The 21,131-nt window shown below is 47.5% G+C and carries 26 protein-coding genes; 9 read left to right on the plus strand and 17 right to left on the minus strand.

What is annotated here, in order from left to right:
- Positions 1–28: 28 nt before the first annotated feature.
- The 4 genes from K3G25_RS12395 to K3G25_RS12410 form a co-directional block, all read right to left on the minus strand.
- Positions 29–886 (minus strand): Cof-type HAD-IIB family hydrolase, encoded by an 858-nt coding sequence (locus tag K3G25_RS12395; RefSeq protein WP_014419072.1) that lies wholly within the window; start codon positions 884–886, stop codon positions 29–31.
- A complete protein-coding gene (locus tag K3G25_RS12400; RefSeq protein WP_007614297.1) occupies positions 883–1,665 on the minus strand; it encodes a transcriptional regulator GlcR in 783 nt (260 codons plus the stop codon). The genes K3G25_RS12395 and K3G25_RS12400 overlap by 4 nt, the downstream gene beginning before the upstream one ends.
- A 208-nt stretch (positions 1,666–1,873) precedes the next feature.
- Positions 1,874–2,215, minus strand: coding sequence for a single-stranded DNA-binding protein (locus tag K3G25_RS12405; protein WP_003151249.1), 342 nt, complete (start codon positions 2,213–2,215; stop codon positions 1,874–1,876).
- Between the two features lie 97 nt (positions 2,216–2,312).
- Positions 2,313–2,666, minus strand: a complete 354-nt coding sequence (locus tag K3G25_RS12410) for a hypothetical protein (protein WP_003151247.1) — start codon at positions 2,664–2,666, stop codon at positions 2,313–2,315.
- A 172-nt stretch (positions 2,667–2,838) separates the two neighbouring features.
- Between K3G25_RS12410 and K3G25_RS12415 the strand changes: the two genes are divergently transcribed.
- Entirely contained in the window at positions 2,839–3,249 is a 411-nt protein-coding gene (locus K3G25_RS12415) for a YwpF-like family protein (RefSeq protein WP_007407558.1), read from the plus strand.
- A gap of 45 nt (positions 3,250–3,294) precedes the next feature.
- Here K3G25_RS12415 and mscL read toward each other — a convergent pair whose 3' ends face one another.
- Together mscL and fabZ are read right to left on the minus strand one after the other, a co-directional pair.
- Complete coding sequence (gene mscL, locus K3G25_RS12420; protein WP_014419073.1) at positions 3,295–3,690, minus strand: large conductance mechanosensitive channel protein MscL; 396 nt, start codon at positions 3,688–3,690, stop codon at positions 3,295–3,297.
- A 56-nt stretch (positions 3,691–3,746) separates the two neighbouring features.
- Complete coding sequence (fabZ, locus tag K3G25_RS12425) at positions 3,747–4,172, minus strand: 3-hydroxyacyl-ACP dehydratase FabZ (RefSeq protein ID WP_003151242.1); 426 nt, start codon at positions 4,170–4,172, stop codon at positions 3,747–3,749.
- Between the two features lie 195 nt (positions 4,173–4,367).
- Between fabZ and K3G25_RS12430 the strand changes: the two genes are divergently transcribed.
- Positions 4,368–5,432, plus strand: coding sequence for a tetratricopeptide repeat protein (locus K3G25_RS12430; RefSeq protein ID WP_017418759.1), 1,065 nt, complete (start codon positions 4,368–4,370; stop codon positions 5,430–5,432).
- Between the two features lie 17 nt (positions 5,433–5,449).
- Here K3G25_RS12430 and K3G25_RS12435 read toward each other — a convergent pair whose 3' ends face one another.
- The 4 genes from K3G25_RS12435 to spoIIID form a co-directional block, all read right to left on the minus strand.
- Positions 5,450–6,271, minus strand: coding sequence for a flagellar hook-basal body protein (locus K3G25_RS12435; RefSeq protein ID WP_014419076.1), 822 nt, complete (start codon positions 6,269–6,271; stop codon positions 5,450–5,452).
- A gap of 24 nt (positions 6,272–6,295) precedes the next feature.
- Positions 6,296–7,093, minus strand: a complete 798-nt coding sequence (locus K3G25_RS12440; protein WP_007614310.1) for a flagellar hook-basal body complex protein FlhO — start codon at positions 7,091–7,093, stop codon at positions 6,296–6,298.
- Between the two features lie 159 nt (positions 7,094–7,252).
- Positions 7,253–8,254 (minus strand): cell shape-determining protein Mbl, encoded by a 1,002-nt coding sequence (gene mbl / locus K3G25_RS12445; protein WP_003151237.1) that lies wholly within the window; start codon positions 8,252–8,254, stop codon positions 7,253–7,255.
- 180 nt (positions 8,255–8,434) lie between these two features.
- Positions 8,435–8,716: a sporulation transcriptional regulator SpoIIID gene (gene spoIIID / locus K3G25_RS12450; RefSeq protein WP_003151236.1), complete on the minus strand. Its 282-nt coding sequence runs from the start codon at positions 8,714–8,716 to the stop codon at positions 8,435–8,437.
- A 331-nt stretch (positions 8,717–9,047) separates the two neighbouring features.
- Here spoIIID and K3G25_RS12455 point away from each other — a divergent pair, with 331 nt between their 5' ends.
- Both K3G25_RS12455 and K3G25_RS12460 read left to right on the plus strand, forming a co-directional pair.
- On the plus strand, positions 9,048–9,461 hold the full coding sequence (locus K3G25_RS12455; RefSeq protein ID WP_007407562.1) for a MarR family winged helix-turn-helix transcriptional regulator: 414 nt from the start codon (positions 9,048–9,050) through the stop codon (positions 9,459–9,461).
- A 24-nt stretch (positions 9,462–9,485) separates the two neighbouring features.
- Positions 9,486–10,682, plus strand: a complete 1,197-nt coding sequence (locus K3G25_RS12460) for an MFS transporter (protein ID WP_014419077.1) — start codon at positions 9,486–9,488, stop codon at positions 10,680–10,682.
- Positions 10,683–10,717: 35 nt separating this feature from the next.
- On the opposite strand, the gene K3G25_RS12465 is transcribed toward K3G25_RS12460, so the two are convergent.
- The 3 genes from K3G25_RS12465 to K3G25_RS12475 form a co-directional block, all read right to left on the minus strand.
- The gene (locus tag K3G25_RS12465; RefSeq protein ID WP_022553907.1) at positions 10,718–12,172 is read right to left on the minus strand and encodes an NCS1 family nucleobase:cation symporter-1; all 1,455 of its coding nucleotides are present in this window, start codon (positions 12,170–12,172) and stop codon (positions 10,718–10,720) included.
- A 167-nt stretch (positions 12,173–12,339) separates the two neighbouring features.
- Positions 12,340–13,704 (minus strand): MFS transporter, encoded by a 1,365-nt coding sequence (locus K3G25_RS12470; protein ID WP_022553908.1) that lies wholly within the window; start codon positions 13,702–13,704, stop codon positions 12,340–12,342.
- Complete coding sequence (locus K3G25_RS12475) at positions 13,701–14,267, minus strand: isochorismatase family protein (protein ID WP_012118644.1); 567 nt, start codon at positions 14,265–14,267, stop codon at positions 13,701–13,703. The genes K3G25_RS12470 and K3G25_RS12475 overlap by 4 nt, the downstream gene beginning before the upstream one ends.
- Positions 14,268–14,519: 252 nt before the next feature.
- Here K3G25_RS12475 and K3G25_RS12480 point away from each other — a divergent pair, with 252 nt between their 5' ends.
- Together K3G25_RS12480 and K3G25_RS12485 are read left to right on the plus strand one after the other, a co-directional pair.
- Positions 14,520–15,731: an ammonium transporter gene (locus tag K3G25_RS12480; protein WP_003151223.1), complete on the plus strand. Its 1,212-nt coding sequence runs from the start codon at positions 14,520–14,522 to the stop codon at positions 15,729–15,731.
- A 17-nt stretch (positions 15,732–15,748) separates the two neighbouring features.
- Positions 15,749–16,099, plus strand: a complete 351-nt coding sequence (locus K3G25_RS12485) for a P-II family nitrogen regulator (RefSeq protein ID WP_014419080.1) — start codon at positions 15,749–15,751, stop codon at positions 16,097–16,099.
- A 55-nt stretch (positions 16,100–16,154) separates the two neighbouring features.
- Here K3G25_RS12485 and ftsW read toward each other — a convergent pair whose 3' ends face one another.
- Positions 16,155–17,309, minus strand: a complete 1,155-nt coding sequence (ftsW, locus tag K3G25_RS12490; RefSeq protein ID WP_015418402.1) for a putative lipid II flippase FtsW — start codon at positions 17,307–17,309, stop codon at positions 16,155–16,157.
- A gap of 164 nt (positions 17,310–17,473) precedes the next feature.
- Here ftsW and K3G25_RS12495 point away from each other — a divergent pair, with 164 nt between their 5' ends.
- Positions 17,474–18,049, plus strand: coding sequence for an undecaprenyl-diphosphatase (locus tag K3G25_RS12495; protein WP_061860945.1), 576 nt, complete (start codon positions 17,474–17,476; stop codon positions 18,047–18,049).
- Positions 18,050–18,065: 16 nt separating this feature from the next.
- Here K3G25_RS12495 and K3G25_RS12500 read toward each other — a convergent pair whose 3' ends face one another.
- Both K3G25_RS12500 and K3G25_RS12505 read right to left on the minus strand, forming a co-directional pair.
- Entirely contained in the window at positions 18,066–18,488 is a 423-nt protein-coding gene (locus tag K3G25_RS12500; protein WP_232489326.1) for a VanZ family protein, read from the minus strand.
- Positions 18,489–18,579: 91 nt separating this feature from the next.
- Positions 18,580–19,449: a stage II sporulation protein SpoIIQ gene (locus K3G25_RS12505; RefSeq protein WP_014419084.1), complete on the minus strand. Its 870-nt coding sequence runs from the start codon at positions 19,447–19,449 to the stop codon at positions 18,580–18,582.
- A 138-nt stretch (positions 19,450–19,587) separates the two neighbouring features.
- Between K3G25_RS12505 and K3G25_RS12510 the strand changes: the two genes are divergently transcribed.
- Both K3G25_RS12510 and K3G25_RS12515 read left to right on the plus strand, forming a co-directional pair.
- Positions 19,588–20,079, plus strand: coding sequence for a GNAT family N-acetyltransferase (locus K3G25_RS12510; protein ID WP_087920810.1), 492 nt, complete (start codon positions 19,588–19,590; stop codon positions 20,077–20,079).
- On the plus strand, positions 20,076–20,513 hold the full coding sequence (locus K3G25_RS12515) for a DUF5362 family protein (protein WP_232489327.1): 438 nt from the start codon (positions 20,076–20,078) through the stop codon (positions 20,511–20,513). The genes K3G25_RS12510 and K3G25_RS12515 overlap by 4 nt, the downstream gene beginning before the upstream one ends.
- A gap of 31 nt (positions 20,514–20,544) precedes the next feature.
- Here the strand turns inward: K3G25_RS12515 and K3G25_RS12520 are convergent, their stop codons facing one another.
- Positions 20,545–20,982, minus strand: coding sequence for a DUF5392 family protein (locus tag K3G25_RS12520; protein ID WP_014419085.1), 438 nt, complete (start codon positions 20,980–20,982; stop codon positions 20,545–20,547).
- Between the last annotated feature and the right edge of the window lie 149 nt (positions 20,983–21,131).

Genomic DNA, 21,131 nt, shown 5'->3' on the forward strand with positions numbered 1-21,131 from the left:
CCAGTCATGAACAGTATCGCCATACCTTTCACAGTAAATTCCTGATCATATGCGCAACGCCGTTTTGATCATTTGTCAATGTAACGGCATCAGCGATCTCCTTAATATCTTCTCTCGCATTCCCCATCGCTATGCCTTTTCCGGCCGCCTGAAGCATTGAATAGTCATTTAAGCTGTCACCGACCGCGGCGGTTTCAGCCATCGGAATGCCGAGCTTTTGCGCCAGCCGTTTGAGCGCCTGCCCTTTAGAGGCGTTTCGAGACGCCAGTTCGAAGTTGTGGTCGGCAGAGCTGACAAGGGTGAGATCTTTCTGACCGCTGAATCGGTCCCAGCCCGCTTTCAGCTTCCGCTCATCAAACGAAAATCCGAGAATATTATAAAAATCCAGATGCTCTTCTTTCTCAAAGAGCTCACGGTATGAATGAATGTAAGCAAAGCCGGACTGGCTGTATTGCACTGAAGCCGCCTGTTCCAAAACGGAAAGATCGGTTTCCGGATTGGCGCTTTTCACCCGGTCCATTTCGATATCGAGCAGCTGCCTGCCGGTTTCAGGCGTATAGATGGCTTTGTTTGTAAACACCTCATAGTAATATTGATTCTCTTCAAGCCAGGACAAAATCCCTCGGGCTCTTGTTTCTTCAATCGCATCACAGTGGTACAGGCTGCCGTCAGGAGCATGAATGGCGGCTCCGTTTGCGCTGATGACCCACGTTTTTATGCCGAGCGGTTCGAATATGGAGTGCACGTCAAAATGCGCGCGTCCCGTGGAAACCACGATTTCAATTCCCGCTTGCCGGGCTTCCCTTAAAGCCCGCTCATTTTCATCGCTTACTTGATGACTGCTGTTCAGCAGTGTGCCGTCCAGATCTATGGCAATCAGTTTCACATGTCCTCATCCTCTTCTTCAGATTCAGTTACAAGCAATTCTACGCCGTGCCGGTCGAGCAGATCGCAAAAATCCTGATCAGGCAGCCGATCGGTAATCAGCAGGTCAACCTCGTGCAGGTCTGCATACTGATAAAAACTCGTACGGCCAAGCTTGGAGTGATCGCTCAGCGCAATCACCTGTTCCGCCTGTCGGATCATTTTACGCTTTACCATGCCGTCTTCTTCATGAGGTATCGTCAGGCCGTTTTCCGAGATGCCGACAACGCCGATCAGCACCTTATCGGCGTGATAATCCCCCAGTTTTTCTACGACGGAAGCCCCGTATAAAAACCGGTGTTCCTTCTGGAGCTTTCCGCCGAGCAGGTGAATATCAATTCCCTCTTTTGCGGAAAGGATATCGGCCTGATTGATCGAATTTGTAATAACAGTGCAGCCGGTGACATTTAAATGCTCCGCGCAGGCCTGCACGGTTGTCGAAGTGTCCAGGATGATCCGGTCTCCTTTATGGATCAGGGATGCGGCCAGCCTGCCGATTTTGTTTTTCTCTTCAGAAACGGTTTTCAGCCGGCCCGAATAGCCCGGAACTTCCTGATTCACCGACGGCAGAATCGCGCCGCCCCGTGTTCTGATAATGGCCCCGCGCTCTTTCAGCTTTACAAGGTCCCTTCTTGCGGTATCTCTTGAAATATGAAGCAGCGAACATATCTGTTCAGCGGTGATCCGCCGATGCTGTTTCAAATATTCCATTATCGCAATCAGTCTTTCTTCTTGATACACGTCCTCATTCCCTTTTTCGTCACTTATCTGTAAGTAATTATAAGTTTTTATCCCGATATATTCAATGTTTTTAAGTATTCATAAGCGAAATCACTTCTTTTTAACCATTTTTTAGCTCCCGCACAAAAAAACCAGTCTTTCGACTGGCGAGTGGGAAGGAGGTATTGCGGGGTCCGCTGAATGGCGGGAAATCGAGGAAAAAAGCATGCTATTCAGCCAGCGGCTCTTTCCGTTTTTGATCCATAAACCGAACGGTATCAGCCATGACCTCGGTCACATAAACTTTTACGCCGTCTGTCTTTTCATAGCTTCTCGTCTGGATTCTGCCGCTCACACCGACCATTGACCCTTTTTGGCAGTACAATGCCGTGTTTTCAGCGTTTTTTCTCCAGATGGTGCAGTTGACGAAGTCGGTTCCGGTTTCACCCGACGCGCTTTTAAAATTGCGGTTTACCGCCAACGTAATATGCGCGACGGGAATGCCCGCTGATGTAAAACGGAGCTCCGGGTCTTTCGTCAGCCGGCCGACAAGCATAACGTGGTTAAACAAGCCGTATCCTCCTCTCTTTTTCGAGGCTGGCTTCATTGTAGTACAAGGGCTCGTGAAAGCAAAAAGCGGATAAAGCCGTTATTCGTTCAGGCTGCTCTTATGTTTTCGTTTTTCTTTCTGATAAAAAAAACTTTTGTTTTTGACCGCTTATGTAATATGTATTTTTGAGCAGCCGCGAGAAAAGTTTCGTTTTGAGCCAGTCTTTCTCAAACATGCGGACAAACTTTCCGCCGTCCCATGCGAACCAGTAAAAACTCAGCTTTTTATCAGTCAGTGAAAGCTGAATTTTATACTGTTCCATGCGGTCTTTTGTTTCATATAAAAAGACGACATTTCCCCTTCTGTTAAGATGCACCTCACAATCTTCCTTTTTGCATACCAAGTAGGAATGATCGTCTTTTCGCCTTGAACCGTCTTCTATATAGATTTCCTTCAGGCGCAATTGATTCATAAGCATCTCTCCATGACCATATTCTTTTACATTATAATGAAAAAATAGAAATGATTAAATGTTGACCGCCTACAAAAATGATGAAGCATGTCTTACAGCATTTTCCCGGGAAAAATGATATGTGTTATAATAAATGAACGAAAAACATGGACAACAGGGGTGAAAATAAGAGATGAAAACCTTTAAACTGGTTGATCTGAATGTGGAACGTTTAGATAAAGACGATCAGCCGATTGAGCAGTTTCCCCTTTTAGACGGATTGATTATTAACAAAGAGGACGGAGAAAATCACTGGTTAATTGAAGCACTGGTCCCGGCCGAACACTTTTCTTTTTTTGACATGCTGATGAAAAGCCAGAAAGAAGCGAAGGTGTTTGTAACGATTACGAAAAAAAGCAACCGTCCCGCCCAGCTGACGGGAAGCATCAAAAATATCGTCGAGCTGGAAAGAAGTATACAAGTTTTAATTTACGGTCAAATGGTGTCAAGAAATCACCCCGGATCAGAAAGCATTCTGGAGTCGCTCGTGAAAGAAGGCTACTCGGGCAGCCGGCTGATTGAAGCGTTTAAACAAAAATTATAATCATGAAAAAGGCCGGACGTTAATCATCCAGCCTTTTTTTGTGCCTTAGTCATTGTGAGGAGCCCGCTGTTTCAGCAGATCTCTGATTTCAGTCAGCAGTTCTGTCTGCTGATCTGTTTCCTCGGCTTCTTCAGCCTCTTCTTCTGCTTCTTTTTTACGTCTCAGCTTGCCTATTGTGCGGATCACGATAAAAATAGAAAATGAAATAATGAAGAAGTTCACAATCGTTTGAATGAAGCTTCCGTACTTGATATGAGCCTCGCCGAATGTCACGGCCAGCCCTGAAAAGTCAAGACCGCCGAGAAGCAGGCCGACAAGCGGCATGATGATATCTTCAACGAGCGACGTCACGATTTTGCCGAAAGCGCCGCCGATGACGACACCGATTGCCAGATCCATGATATTGCCCCGCATCGCAAAGCTTTTAAATTCTGACCACATTAGATTCACCCCTTTCTATACAAAATGGGCTTTTTTATAAGCCCATTTGTTTGTTTTTATTCTCCGAGCGCAAAAGTTAATTCAGCTTCACACACGAGCTCGCCGTCAACTTTGGCAACGCCTTTGCCGCGTCCGATCGTACCGCGCGCGCGGGTAATATCAACCTCAAGCTCCAGCTTGTCACCCGGTTTTACCTGCTTTTTGAAACGGCAGTTATCAATCCCCGCAAAAAATGCAAGTCTGCCCCGGTTTTCTTCTTTAATCAGCATCGCAACCGCTCCGACCTGCGCCAAAGCCTCTACGATTAATACGCCCGGCATAACAGGGTATTCAGGAAAATGGCCGTTGAAAAAATCTTCATTCGCCGTCACATTTTTATATCCCGCCGCCCGTTTTCCTTCTTCGACTTCCGTAATTCTGTCTACCAGAAGAAACGGATAGCGATGGGGAATAATTTCTTTAATTTGCTGAGTATCAAGCATTCTCTTGACATCTCCTTCATCGACAATAGTATGTATAGAAGGTATATGTGGCAACCAATCTGTACATTTGGAAGTATATTATGAATCAATTTCTTTTTCAACCGCGCTGTAAACTGTAACCAGCTGGCAATGAGCCTCGTCCATTAATGTGTTATGATAAATAAAGATTTTTACCCTATGCAAAGAGGTTGGAAGATGATTGCTAAGTTTACTGAAAAACGTACGCGGGTGATGCTGAATGAGTGGTATGACGCCATGGGAAAACGCCAATTCGATCTAGCCCGTTCCCTTCACGAACAAATCAATCAGCATCTCCCCAAATTACAAAAGAATGCAAAGCTCAAACTCAGATATCAGCTGTTTTTCGCACGGTTTCAGCTGCTGTTTGAGAAAAAAGACGGTCTGAATAAACTGTTCTGCGAGCTGAAGCGGCGCAAAGATGAGATGGATCATGAATTAACTTATTATTTCTATTTTTTCAAAGGGTTATTCCATATGGTGAATGGCGCTCCGAACCGTGCTGTCTGCCGCTTTAAAGAAGCTGAACAGTACCTGCCGGCCATACAGGACCGTTTCGAAGCCGCTGAATTTTATTATAAAACAGCGGGTGCATATTACATGATGAAGTCGCCTGCGCTCTCCATTCAATATGTCAATAAAGCGCTGGAAATCTATCAAGATGAAGCCGGCTACATCAAAAAAACGCTCAGCTGCCGGCTGCTTCTCGCCGTGAATTATATAGACGAGGCACGCTATGAAGACGCAGAACAGCTCTTTAATGAATCCATAAAGATAACGGACCGGATCAATGACAATAACCTGCTGTGCCACGCCTATTATAATTTTGGTTTTTTAAAGACCGCCCAGAAAAAAGATAAAGAGGCCCTCCCTTTTTACAAAAAGGTATTGGGCAATCAGCGTTTCGAGAAAGAGTCTCCCGTTTCCTACCTTCATTGTGTATACGAAGCGGTCAGAGCACTTTTTAAAACCGGTTCTGCCGCCGAAGGACAAACCGTGCTGCAGAAAGGTTTATACATATCTGAAAAAGTGCAGAACAAGATTATGAAATTGAAGCTGACCGCGCTCAACATACTGTACACCGCTCAGGAGGACCCGTACGACCGATTGCAGAAGCTTGTGCTGGAGCTGCAGAAAATTGAAGCGTGGGTGGATTTGGAAGTGCTGCTTCAGGATATTACTGATTACTACAAAAAAAAGGGCGATTTTGAGAAAGCCGCATTTTTTATCATGCGCGGCTGATCAAAACGCCCCTTCTTTTATCTGACTGAGTTGATTAAGCCCAGCATTTGGTCTCCCAATGTAATCGTGCGGCTGTTCAGCTGATAGGAACGCTGAGACACGATTAAGTCGGTCATTTCTTTTGACATATCGACATTTGAACTTTCAAGCGCGCCCTGCTCCATGCCGATTGCCTGCCGGTTTGCGCCGGTAAGCTCTTCAATCGCTGAAGCCCCCGCGCCGTTTACGGAAAACAGATTATCCCCTTCCGCATGAAGCGCCTGAGGATTATTGACATTGACGATGCCGAGATTAAACGTCTGCGAACGGGTTCCCGCCTGGTCTGAAGCAGTCAGCGTTCCGGTTTTGCTGATTTTCAGCTGAGTCAGCGAACTGTCAATTTGTATGGGCTGACCGTTCTCATCGAGAATGGGATTGCCTCCCGCTGTCATCAGCTGAAGCAGCCGGTCATTTCCGCCGGCCGGCTTGAGGGAAAGTGAGCCGTCCCTTGTATACACCCGCCGTCCGTCCGCTTCTGCCTGAAGATATTGATAAGGTGATGTGAACGCGATATCAAGGTCACGGTCGGTTTTTTTGATGCTTCCCTGCCCTGAGTCCAGCTGCGGGGTCATGACCGTTCCGGCGCCGAGACGCAGGCCGGGCGGCGTTTTCCGCATGTCCGGCGAATTTTCCTTTTTGTCATCTATATGGTCATACTGCTGTCTGATCAGCTCGGAAAAGCGGGAGTCCCTCGCTTTATAGCCTGTCGTATCACTGTTTGAAAGGTTGCTGCTGACTGTATCCATCTGCTGCTGAAGCTGATTTAAGGCTGTTGAAGCCGTCAGCATTGATCTGAGCATCATAATTGAACGTCCCCCATTTTGTTACACTTTGCCGATTTCATTTGCGGCTTTATCCATGCTTTTATCGTAAGCCTGAATGACTTTCTGATTGGCTTCAAATGATCTGTATGCTTCCGTCATTTCTGTATACGTGCTCGTCACGTCCACGTTCGAAAGCTCCGAGACGCCTTGCTTTAATGAATACGAGACTTGGGGATTCGCCGCCGCGCTCGGCAGTTCAGAGCCGTCGGCCGTGCTGTATAGGTCATTGCCGTCCCGTTTCAGATTGCGCACGTCTTCTTCCATTCTGATGTCAATCTGCCCCGCCGGCCGGCCGTTTGTCGTGACCGTTCCGTTTTCTGATACGGTGAATTTTTCATTGTCGACTGTAATCGGCTGTCCGTTTGTTGATAACACAAGGTTTCCGTTTATCGTAAGCTGATTGTTTTCATTTAATGAGAAAGTGCTGCTTTTTGAATAGCGGACGCCGCCCGCGGTCTGCACGGGATAAAACAGCTCGGCGTTTTCATTCGTTTCGGCATTCTTGGGAACCTGATTCTCCATCAGCGCGATATCCGTCGGCTGATCGGTCGTTTTCAGGCTTCCCTGCGTAAACAACGGTTTCAGCTCCTGCATGTATACGCCTGTGTTGACGGAGCCGATTTTCGTTTTTTTGTCGCCTTCTATTCGGCTCAGAAGCATCTCGGGAAAGGCGCGGATTGAACCTTGATCCTCTTTGTACCCTGATGTATTCGCGTTTGCGATGTTATTTGACAGCATTTCCGTTCTTCTCTGCTGTGTAATCATTGCGGACGTTGCGGTATATAATCCTTTTAACAAGTCTTCCACCTCTGAAATAGCATTATTTCCAGTTGCACCACCGGAACATTTGTTCTATAATGAAAATCAGCATTTTTTCTTATTATCGGATTTACATTCCCGTTCGTGAAGGGTTTGGCAGAAAAAAACCCCATTCTTTTTCAGAATGAGGTTTTATCATCAGCTCAGTTTGCGTTTTGGAAGCTTGTCCATGTTATCCAGCATGACGCCGGTTCCGACCGCAACACAATCCATCGGGTTCTCAGCGACAAGAACAGGCACCCTCAGCTCTTCGGCAAGAAGCTGGTCAAGCCCGTTTAACAGCGCTCCCCCGCCGGTAATGATAACGCCGCGGTCGATGATGTCAGCGGACAATTCAGGCGGTGTTCTTTCAAGAACCTGCTTGGCGGCCTGCACAATGACGGCAACTGATTCACGAAGGGCTTCTTCTACTTCTTTGCTGTTTACTGTAATCGTTCTCGGCAGACCGGAAACCATGTCACGGCCGCGGATGGTGATTTCTTCATGACGTGCGTCTGGGAAAACCGTTGCGACCTTCACCTTAATATCTTCAGCGGTACGTTCACCGATCAGCAGCTTATACTCGCGTTTGATATAATTTAAGATTTCCATGTCAAACTTGTCCCCAGCCATCTTAATAGAAGAGGAGGTGACAATATCGCCCATAGAAATAACTGCGATATCTGTCGTACCGCCTCCGATGTCAACAACCATGTTACCGCTCGGCTGGAAGATTTCCATACCCGCGCCGATAGCGGCAACTTTCGGTTCTTCTTCAAGGTACACATGCTTTCCGCCGCTTTTTTCAGCTGCTTCTTTAATCGCTTTTTGCTCAACGGATGTAATATTCGTCGGGCAGCAGATCAGCATGCGCGGTTTTGAGAAAAGTCCTTTTACATTCAGCTTATTAATGAAATGTTTCAGCATGGCTTCTGTTACTTCGAAGTCTGCGATTACGCCGTCTTTCAGCGGACGGATCGCAACAATATTCCCAGGTGTACGTCCAACCATTCGTCTGGCTTCTTCACCGACAGCCAGCACTTTGCCGCTGTTTTTATCAAGTGCCACAACGGAAGGCTCATTCAGAACAATTCCTTTTCCTTTTACATGGATCAGTACATTTGCAGTACCGAGGTCAATTCCAATATCCCTTGCAAACATCTATTTATATCCTCCTTGATATCTGTTTCACAGTAAAATATCCACATTGTGCCCTAATTATATATATTATCATAATTTATCAAAAAAAAGCTGCTGAACGATATAAGTTCTTGACAAAATTTTGCGGATATTCGCGAAACCGCCCGGGAGGAGAAAAAAGGGCCCGGCAGACGTCAGGCGCTACGGCTGCTGAACGGGCTCCCCTTCAAGAATTTCATCCTTCTTGTACTTTAATTTCGTCGCCTCTCCCCCTCTTAAATGTCTGATGGATTTATGATAATCGAGTATTTCTTTTACTTCATTCGCCAAGTCAGGATTAATTTCAGGCAGGCGCTCCGTCAGATCTTTGTGTACGGTACTTTTGGAAACACCAAACTCTTTCGCAATGACACGAACGGTTTTTTTCGTCTCCACGATATACTTACCAATCTTGATTGTTCGCTCTTTGATGTAATCGTGCACACCACTCGACCTCCCCAGTTGGATGTGAGAAGTGTGAAATGAGATCCGTATTCTGTAACAGATTCACTGATGATGCAGCTTCTTCGTTGTCCGATTATATAAGAAGGTTTTAGAAATATGCCCACGATCCCTCACCTCAAACACTCTCTTTGATAGGTTTGTAACAGTGTATTAGCAATGAATTGGGAATATGCTAAAAACTCAATAAGGACAAGGGGCGGGTCATAATTTTCTGCTTTTTGAACGGGGGGTTTACATCCGCGCGATCCTGCTGTAGAATGAAACAGCACAATTAGTTACTTAGGTAAGTTTTTTGAAAAGGAGAACGGAAATGATCCACGTCAACAGACGCCTCATTCATCAAATCAATCAATGCGCCCGCCTGATTACGAAGAAAGCCAATGAACGGCTGGAACCATTCGGCCTGTACTCCTCTCAATGGTCAATCCTATATTGCTTAAAAACGATCGGACCGATGACCCAAAAAGAAATCTGGTCCTATCTGAACGTAGAGGCGCCGACCGTTACCAGAACGATCAAACGCCTTGAAGAAAACGGCTGGATTCAGCGGGAACAGGGAGAAGACAAGCGGGAAAAGCTCGTCGTCCTGACGAAGGAAGCTGAATTGAAATACGACAGCATCAATCAAGAGATGCTGAAGTTCGAGGAAGACATGCTTGCGGATTTCCAGGATGGAGATAAGGAAGCTTTTTCTGAGTTTCTGAATGTGTTTTTAACGAAATAATAAAGAAAGGGAAGTGCTGTACTTTTGAGTAAATCTGACTCGATCTGGACCAAAGATTTTATTATGGTCGTACTCGTGAATTTATTTGTCTTTGTGTTCTTTTATACATTTTTGGCCGTGCTGCCTATCTATATGATTCAGGAGCTTGGCGGCAGTGAATCGCAAGGAGGGCTTTTGATCAGCCTGTTCCTGTTATCTGCTATTATCACCCGTCCTTTTTCAGGGGCGATTATTGAACGGTTCGGCAAGAAAAGAATGACGATTGTATCTCTGGCGCTGTTCGCCCTGTCTTCTTATCTGTATTTGCCGATACACAATTTCTATCTGCTGCTCGGACTGCGTTTTTTCCAAGGCATCTGGTTCAGCATTTTAACGACGGTCACGGGCGCAATTGCCGCTGACATTATTCCCGCCAAGCGGCGCGGCGAGGGGCTCGGTTATTTCGCGATGTCTATGAACCTTGCCATGGCGATCGGTCCTTTTCTCGGGCTGAGCCTTGTGAAAGTCATTTCGTTCCCGGTTTTCTTTACGATTTTTGCCGTATTTGTTTCTTTAGGCTTGCTGATTGCTTTTATGATTCGTGTGCCGGATCAAAACAACAGCGGAACGACAGTCTTCCGTTTTTCTTTCTCCGACATGTTTGAAAAAGGCGCGCTTAAAATCGCGATTGTCGGGTTGTCCATTTCTTTCTGTTATTCAAGTGTGACTTCATATTTATCCGTTTATGCAAAGACGATCCACCTGTTGGATGTCAGCGGCTATTTCTTCGTCTGTTTCGCAGTGACGATGATGGCCGCCCGTCCTTTCACAGGAAAGCTGTTTGACAGAGTGGGGCCGGGAATCGTCATCTATCCGTCGATTATCGTGTTCTCCGCGGGGCTTTGCATGCTGGCGATGACAAACAGCGCCCTCATGCTTCTCTTGTCCGGAGCCGTAATCGGTCTCGGATACGGCTCGATCGTACCGTGTATGCAGACGCTGGCGATTCAGAACTCGCCCGGACACCGTTCAGGCTTTGCGACGGCTACCTTCTTCACTTTCTTTGACAGCGGGATTGCCGGCGGGTCATATGTATTCGGCCTCTTCGTCGCTTCCGCCGGATTCCATTCGATTTATCTGGCAGCGGGGCTGTTCGTCCTGATTGCATTGCTCCTGTATGGCTGGAGCCAGAAAAAAAGAACGCCGCTTGAAGCGGACGGAAACGTTTCAATCGCAGACTGATATGACAAAAAGCCGGGGGCAGCCCCCGGCTTTTTTTATTCGGCCGCTCTTTCCCGCACGATTCGTCCCTCCGCTTTTGCATAAGGAGGATGAATATACATAAGCGCCGAATAACCGAGACACGACAAAATGACACCCGCAAACCAGGAAATATCATAGATGCCGGCGAACGCCGGGACGTACATCCCGATTAAAGAAATAAACGCGCCGAGAAAAGTCGCGGCAAAGGCCCGGTAATTATAGCCTTTGTAATAAGTGTACTGTCCGGTTTCCGAATAAAGGTCTTCAACTGAGAGCTGCCTTTTTCTGATGATAAAATAATCAGCCATCATCACCCCGGCCACCGGTCCGAGCATCCCGCCGATGAGTCCGAGAAACGCATAAACATTCGTGGCGCTCTCCATCAGCTTCCACGGTATTGTGAACAGAGCCAAAACGGCGGTCAAATACCCTCCCCTCCTGAATGTAATATACTTCGGCAGGACATTCGCCAAGTCATAGGCCGGTGACACGATGTTTGCCGCCACGTTAACCGAGACGGCGGCGATGCAAAGTGTGATGACCGAAAGAGCGATAACGAAAGGATTATCAAACCGGGCCAAAATCTCCACCACATCCCAAATCGGTTCTCCGAATGCTACCTGTGATCCGGATGTCACTGTAATGCTCGCAAACGCGAACAGCGCAAACGTTCCCGGCAGGCCGTAAAACTGGCCGCGAATCTGTTCTTTTTGCGACGCAGCGAACCGGGTGAAGTCAGGAATATTCAAAATCAATGTCGCCCATATCCCGATAATGCCCGTCACTCCGGCGGCAAACGGCCAAAACGTTTCAGAAAATGTATGGAACTTTCCCGGCTGTGAGTAAATCGGTCCGAGCCCGCCGGCAATATCTATCGCCCACCAGACCATGCCGCCGAAGACGAGATAAACAAGCGGGCCCGCCCACACTTCAAATTTTTTGATTGATTCCATGCCGTGCCGCAGCACAAGCAGATGAATGCCCCAAAAGAAAATGAACGACAGAAAGCCCGGCAGATGAAGCCCAAATATATTCCAATCTCCGCCGAGACTCCCCCAGCCCGGCCATATATTCAAAAGCAGAATGTGCAAAGCCGTGCTCCCGGCAAATGTTTGAATTCCGAGCCACATAATGGCTGTAAACGCCCTGAGAAGCGCCGGAATGTTAGCGCCGTATATTCCGTAAGAAGCCCTGATAATGACCGGAAAAGGCAGTCCGTATTTCGTTCCGGCATGGCCGTTCAAGGCCAAAGCGGCGAACAAAATGAGTGACGCCGTCACGATAATGGCGAGCACCTGCCACGGAGAAAGACCGATCGCAATGAGCCCGCCCACAGTCGCATAGGTCGGGATATTATGAATACAGCCCATCCAGATGGATGCAAAATTCACCGCTTTCCATGTCCGTTCGCCGTCTTCTAAAGGCAGTAAATCTTTGTTGCTCAGCCGATCACTCGTTGTTTTTGTCATTTTCTCCCTCCCGCATGTACGTTTTCCTTACATCACATGTGAAAAAATATAACTGAAAATTCCGTAAATAACATTGGTCGCTGTCGACAATAATCGTTTTGATTTTTGAGCACATTACACAAAAAAAGAGACGGGGAGAGCCCGTCTCTTTTTGTTGCGCCTGCCTGTTAAGAGGCTTTTTTGAGGAGAACCGAAAACCGGAATACCATCAAAAGGCTTACGGCGCCGACAACGATAAGAATCGTGCCGAGCATATGAAAATGGCCGGCGGTAATTTCTTTTCCGAAAAGAATGCCCAAAATGACAGAAGACAAAATCGAACCGAGATACCGGCAGGTCTGAAACAGGCCGGACGTTGTTCCGACCATGTCGGCGGGGCTCGTTTTCAGCATGGCCGCCTGAAACGTGACATTTCCGAAGCCGTAGCCGACACCCAGCACGGACAGGATCAGCCCTTTTCCTATCATAGGCGCCTGAAGAAAGAAAAACGTTAACAGCACCGCACCGATCGCGGTCAGGCAGGTTCCGGCAACAATCGGCTGAAGAAGCCCTTTCTTATCTATCCATTTTCCGGTCAGAGGCGACACCAGAATACTCATGCCCGACATAAACAGCATAATCAATCCGCTTGTCTGAACGGACAAATGCATTTCATCCTGAAAATAGCTCGGAAGCCCGAAAAAGATGCAGTAAAAGAATATATTCAGCAAAATAAATTGAATATACACCGACGATAGTTTCCGATGCGTTTTAAACAGCCTGACATCAATAAACGGCTTCTCTGTTTTCAGCTCGCGCCAGATAAACAGCCCGACAAACAAAAGCCCGAATACGCCTTCTGTATAGTGAGGCTTCGTACTGAAGGACAATAAAAACGACAGGAGAAGGATAATCGCCCCGGCAAACAGAAGTATCCCGATCGTATCAAGCTGGCGAAGCACGCCTTTCAAGCCGCCGATCTCGCGTTTTTCATCTTTCGGAAACATATACATTCCGAGAAAAAAGCTGAGAATGATAAACGGCAGATTGACGAAAAAGATTGCCGGCCACCCTCCCCAAACGATCAGAAAACCGCCGAGAGTCGGACCGAGCGCCGTCATGGCTGATGCAAAGATTGACAGGACGGCCAGCGCCGAAGCCTGCTTCTCCTGTATATTTGAACGGATCAATCCGACGCCGGACGGATATATCGCGCTGCTTCCAATCGATTGAAAAAGCCGCATGATCAGCAAAGTCATAAAAGTCGGCGCAAACGGCGCGCCGACCGCCGAGACGGCAACAAGCAGAAGCCCGATCAAAAACAGCTTCTTCCTGCCGAGCATATCACCGAGCTTCCCGGTAACAGGCTGCGCCACCGCGCTGGCAAGATAAAAGGACGATATCAGCCAGGACACCGTTGTAAACGACAGGTGAAATTCATGCTGAATACTGTGAAGCGCAAGAGAAATCATCGACGAGTTCAATGGGTTCAGCATCGTCCCCGAAGCCACGGCCGTCAAGAACAGGACGCGGCTTTTTTTGGAGATTGTCATTTTGTCTGTGCGATAAATTCTTCCGTCGTCCGGCTTCTGCCGATTTTCGGGAAGATAAACTTGAGTGTCGCTTCGTGCTGTTCATCGCTGAATGTCGCCATCGCGTCAGTTACGAAAACTTGCTGATACCCGAGCTGAAAAGCTTCCCGCGCCGTGCTTTCCACACCGATGTTTGTCGCAATCCCGCATAACACGATCGTGTCGATTCCCCGTCTTCTGAGCTGAAGATCCAGGTCCGTGCCGAAAAACGCGCCCCACTGCCGTTTTGTTACCGTATAATCGTTTTCTTTCACTCCGATGTCAGGCACAAATTCAGCCCAATCCGCCGGCGGAGCCGAATGGCCCGCCGCCTCTTCATCCGTCAGCGGCTTCAGCGCATCCGCTCCGTCATGAAAATCCACGTTCACAAAGCTGATAAATCCGCCTTTTTCCCGGAACACATCAATTAATTTTTTCGCGTTCGGCACAACGGTACCGCTTTTATCAATCGGCACAATGCCTTTTTGTAAATCAATAAGAACCAAAGCCGTTTTTTCAAATTGCAGATTTAATGATGTTGTCATAATGATTCCTCCTGATGCAGTTAGTGTTTCTCACCCCGTTTATTTTACTCTTTCCCGGACAGGATTTCTTCCGCCGTGCTCCGGCGCTATTTTTATGGATATAAAGTCGCACGACACCCATTTGAAAAAGCAACATTATGAACGCAAAAAACCATGTTAGATAACCTTACATGAAAATGTTTTATCGTTCTTTTTTCTCTATAATAATGAATTAATCACAATTACATTCTGAATGAGACGGAGGAATACAACATGCAGATGGGCGATACAGTATTTATGTTCTTTTGCGCTTTACTCGTGTGGCTGATGACCCCCGGGCTGGCTTTGTTTTACGGCGGAATGGTAAAAAGCAAAAACGTGCTCAGCACGGCGATGCATAGTTTTTCTTCTCTCGCCATCGTATCCGTCGTTTGGGTTTTGTACGGATATTCACTCGCTTTTGCCCCCGGCAATACATGGCTTGGCGGGATTGAATGGGCGGGGCTGAAGGGGGTCGGCTTTGAACCCGGAAGTTACAGTGATACGATCCCGCATTCCTTGTTCATGATGTTCCAAATGACGTTTGCCGTACTGACGACGGCCATTATTTCCGGAGCATTTGCTGAACGCATGAGATTCAGTGCTTTTCTTGTATTTTCCTTTTTGTGGGCTTCCCTCGTATATACCCCCGTTGCGCACTGGGTATGGGGCGGCGGCTGGATCGGCCAAATGGGCGCTCTTGACTTCGCAGGCGGAAACGTCGTCCACATTTCTTCCGGGGTCGCCGGGCTTGTGCTGGCGATTGTGCTCGGGAAACGCAAAGACGGCACGGCGGCTTCCCCTCACAACTTAATTTACACGTTCTTGGGCGGAGCGCTCATCTGGTTCGGATGGTTCGGCTTCAATGTCGGCAGCGCCCTGACGCTTGACAGTATCGCGATGTTTGCTTTCATTAACACAAACACCGCGGCTGCAGCCGGAATTATCGGCTGGATTTTAATCGAATGGATGCTGAACAAAAAACCGACCATGCTGGGTGCTGTATCAGGCGCTATCGCCGGGCTTGTCGCCATTACGCCGGCTGCCGGGTTCGTTACGCCGTTCTCTTCCATCGTAATCGGTTTCATCGGCGGGCTTGTCTGCTTTTGGGGCGTTTATTGGCTCAAAAAGACTTTCGGTTATGATGATGCGCTTGACGCTTTCGGCCTGCATGGAATCGGGGGGACATGGGGCGGCATCGCGACCGGTTTATTCGCCACCACTTCCGTCAATGACGGCGGGGCAAACGGGCTGTTTTACGGCGATCCGGGACTGCTCTGGAAGCAGATTGCGGCCATTGCGGCGACCTATGTATTTGTATTTATTGTCACTTTCGTTATCATTAAAATTGTAGGTCTGTTCATTCCCCTGCGCGCCAGTGAAGAAGAAGAGTCACTCGGGCTTGATTTAACGATGCACGGGGAAAAAGCATATCAGGACTTATAAAGTGAGGAGTGGCTTAGATGAGCGGTCAAATGTTCAAGGTAGAAATCGTTACGCGTCCCGCTAAGTTTGAAACATTGAAACAGGAACTCGGTAAAATCGGAGTCACATCGCTGACCTTCTCCAACGTACACGGCTGCGGCCTTCAAAAAGCCCACACCGAACTATACCGCGGAGTCAAAATTGAAAGCAATGTATATGAACGGCTGAAAGTGGAAATCGTTGTCAGCAAGGTCCCCGTTGATCAAGTGGTGGAAACGGCGAAAAAAGTGCTGAAAACGGGAGAGCCCGGAGACGGAAAAATATTCGTCTATGAAATCGGAAACACGATTAATATCCGCACCGGAGAAGAAGGACCAGAAGCTTTATAAACAGACAGAACGCCCGGAGACAGCATATCCCGGGCGTTTTTTTTTTCGGACTCCATTAAAAAGAAGAAACCTTTTTTTCATGCGGGACAGGCCGCTTATGCCGTACGGGTTGTTTTTTCGCATATGTACTGATATTGACCAGTATGCCGCACAAAAACAGCGTCATAATCAATGAAGAACCGCCGTAGCTGATAAACGGAAGCGGCACACCGGTAACCGGGAGGAGTCCGCTCATCGCTCCCAAATTCAATACAACCTGAAACATTAATTGAAACGTAATTCCGATGGCAAGAAGCTTCCCGAACGGGTCATCAGCCCGCACGGCCGTTTTTACGCCGAGAAGCATTAACGCAAAATATAATCCCAAAACGATCAGAACACCGAATATCCCCAGCTCTTCGCTGATTACGGCCATAATGAAATCGGTATGCGCCTCAGGCAGATAGTTCATTTTTTCAACACTGTTTCCAAGCCCTCTTCCGAAAAACCCGCCTCCGGAAATAGCAAAATAGGATTGAATCAGCTGATAGCCGTCCCCGTTCGCGTCACCAAACGGATTGGTAAAGGAAACGAGGCGCTTCACACGATAGGAAGCGGAAAATGCGAGATAAACAACCCCGGACACCGCCGTCGCGCCGAGCACGAACAGATGGCGCTTTTTCAAGCCGGCACATAATAAAATCGACCCGCACGCCGCCAGGATTAAGGAAGCCGTCCCTAAATCAGGCTCCGCCAATGTCAGCAGAAAAGCGGTCCCCAAAATCACTAAAGGCGGCAGAACCCCTTTCACAAATTGATGAATGTACGGCTGCTTTTTCGTATAAATCGAAGCGAAATACAAAATCATGGCGATCTTCGCCAATTCAGACGGCTGTACAACAAGCGGGCCCGCTCCCAGCCACCTGCGGGAAAAATTCCGCTCCAGCCCGATTCCCGGTATCAATACGAGCAGCAGCAATACCAGCGAACCGACCACAAACAGCGGTACAAGCCGCGCATACCGCTTATACGGCAGACAGGCGGCAAATAGAAATAAGCATAATCCGATCAGTAAAGAGGTACTTTGTTTATGGAAGAAATAGGATGGATCTCCGTACCGCTGAGACCCCATCACATCACTGGCGCTGTACACCATTAACAAGCCGAATCCGCAAAGCAGCATAATGACAAACACAAGCGGCAGATCGGCGTTTTTCAAACGTTTCAGCAACGGACAAAACTCCTTCGGCTATTCTTTTCCCGCATACTTGACGCACAGTAATACAGTCACGTTTCATTCTGTTTACTTTTTTATGATTATTTTTAATACCAATTGTGTCTCATAGAAAAAAGCATTACACTGTTCATATAAAATAAAGATAAAAGGTGATATTTGTGAATTACGAACTATTTAAAGCGATCAATGGTTTGTCGCACCATAGTGCCATTCTCGACTCTATCATGGTATTTATTACGGAATACGCCATTTACGCCTACGCCCTTTTCCTGCTTGCCATGTGGCTGTTCGGAAGCACAAAAGGCAGACAAAACGCCCTGTACGCGGGCTTCACGGGTGTTGCGGCGCTTATCGTCAACTACCTCATCACGAAGGTCTATATCGAGCCGCGCCCCTTTGTCGAGCATACGGTTCATACGCTGATCCCTCATGCCGCGGATGCTTCATTTCCGAGTGACCATACGACAGGCGCTTTGGCGATTTCAATTGCGATTCTGTTCCGCAACAAAAAACTCGGCTGGCCGCTTGTGATTTTCGGCCTTTTGACCGGCTTCTCAAGAATTTGGGTCGGCCACCACTATCCGATCGATGTGCTCGGAAGCATTATCGTTTCCCTCATTGTCGGATTCCTGCTGTTCAGATTTTCAAATGTGCTTCGTCCGATTGTCGATCTGATCGTGCGAATCTATGAAAGTATCGTTCATAAAAACAAATCGACAAACCATAATATATAAAAAAAGCCGGCGTCTGTCACAGACTGCCGGTTTTTGTATGTTTGGCTGTATGCTTTTTCCTTTGTAAAGCACAGAATGCGGCAATGCCGAGACTGTCAATCAGCACATCGCGGAGGCATCCGTTTCTGCCGAAAAAGAGCTGGACGATTTCTGTCAGGAAAGCGGCGGCCAATGCATACAGCACCGCCCTCTTCATGCGCCTGCTCTCTCTGAAAAACAAATAGGCGAGCACAAAAAATGAAAACGCGTGCCCGAGCTTTTGAATCGCCGCTTCCGGTATTGCGAGCTCCGCCATATCGAACACTAAGAAACCGGACACATCCGGATGGGGCGTGAAACGGAAGGACACCGTCTGCGACACAACCATATCGTGAAAGCTTTCAGTCAAAGCAGAAACGAAAACAAAGACGAGCCACCCGGCCGCCAGACATTTATTCATTCAGCATCTCCTTCGTTTTCTACTAGTATAAAGGCACATGCGGCAATATGAAAAGCGCCTATCAGAGCTGATAGGCGCTTTGGGATCAAGATTACTTGCCCGAATCTTTCATTGAGCCGTCATCTTTACCATCTGTCTTGTCTTTTGTGCCGTCCTCTTTGTCACCCGGTTTTTCTTCGGTTTCTTTTTTAGGCGTCACATCTTTTTTCTCGGAAGACTGCTGAATTGACCCTTCCGTTTCTTCTGTCAAAGCGTTTTTCTCTTCAGCCGCCGCTTTTTCAATAGATGTTACCGGCTTGTCCATAAAATTGAGCGGGTTCATCGCTACGCCGTCCTTGCGGATTTCAAAGTGCACGTGATTTCCGCTTTCTTCACTGTAAAGGTTTTTTCCGGATTTACCGATGACCTGGTTCTGCTTTACTTTGTCGCCCTGATCCACGCTGACTTCAGATAAAGACTGATAGACAGTAGACAGGCCGTCTGAGTGTTCAATTTCAACCACATACCCCAGTACCGGGTCTTTAGCAGCTTTAACAACCGTACCGCTCAGAGAAGCAGAAACATCAAATGATTTTCCGTCTTTCTCAGCTAAGTCAATTCCTTTACTGAGGCTGTACGTGTTATTATAGTTAACAAGTGCTGCTTCTTTCTCTTTTTTTGCGGCATCAGTTTCATAAAACTTTTTCACAACAGAAACATTTTCAGAATGAGCAGCCGGCATTGCGACGTTTTCCATTGACTTGCCTACTTCGACGGCATCGTCTTTGCCGCTGTCATACGCGGAGTTTCCGCCGTTGTTCGTCAGATTGTCCTTCACATCATTCGAAACGGATTGATACCAAAGGACAGCTGTTAAAATGACGGCCGCACTGACTAAGTAGATTGCAGGGAATATCCAGCGTTTGCGAAAAAACCGCTGAAGTTTTTTGACTTGAGAAGTTTTCTTTTCTTCCTCTCTCATTTGTTCATCACCTCAGCAACATTCTGAACACTTTTCTGAAAATATATACACATCCATAAAAAACTTTTTTGGAAATAGTATGTGCAGATTGCACTTATTTATGTAATGAAATGTGAAGGGAGATCCCGGAATATGAATTTGACCCTGCGCAAAGCCGTATTGGAGGATTTAGATGCGGTGGTGGCCATTTACAACTCGACGATTGCCTCACGAATGGTAACGGCTGATACGGAAGAAGTAACGCCCGCAGACCGGATGGATTGGTTTCTGCGGCACACGGACCGGCGCCCGCTGATGGTCGCGGAAGATGAAACCGGCAAAGTGGCGGCCTGGATCAGCTTTGAAACGTTTTACGGCCGTCCGGCCTATGACAAAACGGCGGAGATCAGCATCTATCTGCATCAGGATTGCCGCGGCAAAGGAGCAGGAAGCTTTCTGCTGAAAGAAGCCCTGGCACTCGCTCCGGCAATCGGCATCCGCAGCCTGATGGCTTTTATCTTCGGACATAATGTGCCGAGCATTAAGCTGTTTGAAAAATTCGGTTTTACCGAATGGGGCGTATTCCCGGGTATCGCCGAAATGGACGGAAAACGATATGACTTGAACATTTTAGGGAGAGAACTGTCATGATCACCATAGATAAAGACAAAGACGAAAACCAGCCGCTCAATAAAAAAGCCCGTTCCCTTGCCGACATCGCCAAATGGGGAAAGATCACTGCCGTGTTTCTGATCATCACGGGCTCTCTTTCCGCTCTGTCAGCCATTGTGACGCTGCTCGGAGCCATTCCGGGGGTTCTGCTCATCATTTCCGGCGTCATGCTGATGCGCTCGGCAAAAGCGGCGGCCGCCCTTCAGGAAGGACTAGAAGAAAATATGCTTGCACATTACGCGTCATTTATCAAAATGCAGTTTTTTTACGCGGCTTCCAGTGTGGTATTGGGCATTCTCGCTTTTATTTTAGTCGTCATCTTCGCTGTCATCGGAATTATCGCTTATCACAGCACTGATACGTATGACACGCCTGATTCATATTACTATGAGAACGACCCGGTGTTTGAATGACAAAAAGAGCTGATCGCGCGTCAGCTCTTTTTTAATAAAGCATTTCTTTTTTCCGGTCTTCTTCCGTTAAAAATTCAATAAAGCTCTTCATCGCAGACGGCTCCTCGGCAATCAGCCGGGTATAGGCGCTTTTCCGTTCTTCGGACAGAATATCGCTTTTTCTGATTCTGTTCAGCATATAAAGGCGGATCGTTTTTTGCACCTGTTTCCGCTGATAGCCGGCTTCCTTAAACAATGCAAGACCCAAGGCCGCCAGGAGGGCAAAAATGCCGGCCGACACGAGAGCTCCTCTCCCGGAAGGGGCCTGAATCAAAAGCGATGCCAGATGAAACAGACTAAAAGCGGCGAGCGGGAAAGCAAGAAAACGGTAAATGATGCTTTTTTTCATCAGCGGCGCAATGGCGATTTGTATTTTCTGAATTTCTTTTTTTATGAATCCCGGCAATTGTTCCGCATGCTCCAGCTTCATGCCCTCTCCCCTTTGCTGTCATTTTTGTCTTCTTTTTCATATATGCATATTTTACCGCACCCGGAACTTTCTTTGAAAGAAAACTGCATTCATCTTTGATTCCGGCTCTTTATTCTTTCAAAATGTCAATGTTATAATTTGAAATGGGA

This window comes from Bacillus sp. FCW2, assembly GCF_021228595.1.
Lineage (GTDB): Bacteria > Bacillota > Bacilli > Bacillales > Bacillaceae > Bacillus > Bacillus velezensis.

Coding starts and splice junctions, on each gene's coding strand:
- mscL (WP_014419073.1), bottom strand. CDS start 3,690: ATGTGGTCAGAATTTAAAAGCTTTGCGATGCGGGGCAATATCATGGAT.
- K3G25_RS12465 (WP_022553907.1), bottom strand. CDS start 12,172: ATGACAAAAACAACGAGTGATCGGCTGAGCAACAAAGATTTACTGCCT.
- K3G25_RS12505 (WP_014419084.1), bottom strand. CDS start 19,449: ATGAGAGAGGAAGAAAAGAAAACTTCTCAAGTCAAAAAACTTCAGCGG.
- fabZ (WP_003151242.1), bottom strand. CDS start 4,172: ATGCTTGATACTCAGCAAATTAAAGAAATTATTCCCCATCGCTATCCG.
- K3G25_RS12455 (WP_007407562.1), top strand. CDS start 9,048: ATGATCCACGTCAACAGACGCCTCATTCATCAAATCAATCAATGCGCC.
- K3G25_RS12520 (WP_014419085.1), bottom strand. CDS start 20,982: ATGAAGCTGGAGCATGCGGAACAATTGCCGGGATTCATAAAAAAAGAA.
- mbl (WP_003151237.1), bottom strand. CDS start 8,254: ATGTTTGCAAGGGATATTGGAATTGACCTCGGTACTGCAAATGTACTG.
- K3G25_RS12485 (WP_014419080.1), top strand. CDS start 15,749: ATGAGCGGTCAAATGTTCAAGGTAGAAATCGTTACGCGTCCCGCTAAG.
- K3G25_RS12435 (WP_014419076.1), bottom strand. CDS start 6,271: ATGCTCAGATCAATGCTGACGGCTTCAACAGCCTTAAATCAGCTTCAG.
- K3G25_RS12515 (WP_232489327.1), top strand. CDS start 20,076: ATGATCACCATAGATAAAGACAAAGACGAAAACCAGCCGCTCAATAAA.
- K3G25_RS12475 (WP_012118644.1), bottom strand. CDS start 14,267: ATGACAACATCATTAAATCTGCAATTTGAAAAAACGGCTTTGGTTCTT.
- K3G25_RS12410 (WP_003151247.1), bottom strand. CDS start 2,666: ATGAATCAATTGCGCCTGAAGGAAATCTATATAGAAGACGGTTCAAGG.
- K3G25_RS12430 (WP_017418759.1), top strand. CDS start 4,368: ATGATTGCTAAGTTTACTGAAAAACGTACGCGGGTGATGCTGAATGAG.
- K3G25_RS12500 (WP_232489326.1), bottom strand. CDS start 18,488: ATGAATAAATGTCTGGCGGCCGGGTGGCTCGTCTTTGTTTTCGTTTCT.
- K3G25_RS12470 (WP_022553908.1), bottom strand. CDS start 13,704: ATGACAATCTCCAAAAAAAGCCGCGTCCTGTTCTTGACGGCCGTGGCT.
- K3G25_RS12480 (WP_003151223.1), top strand. CDS start 14,520: ATGCAGATGGGCGATACAGTATTTATGTTCTTTTGCGCTTTACTCGTG.
- K3G25_RS12415 (WP_007407558.1), top strand. CDS start 2,839: ATGAAAACCTTTAAACTGGTTGATCTGAATGTGGAACGTTTAGATAAA.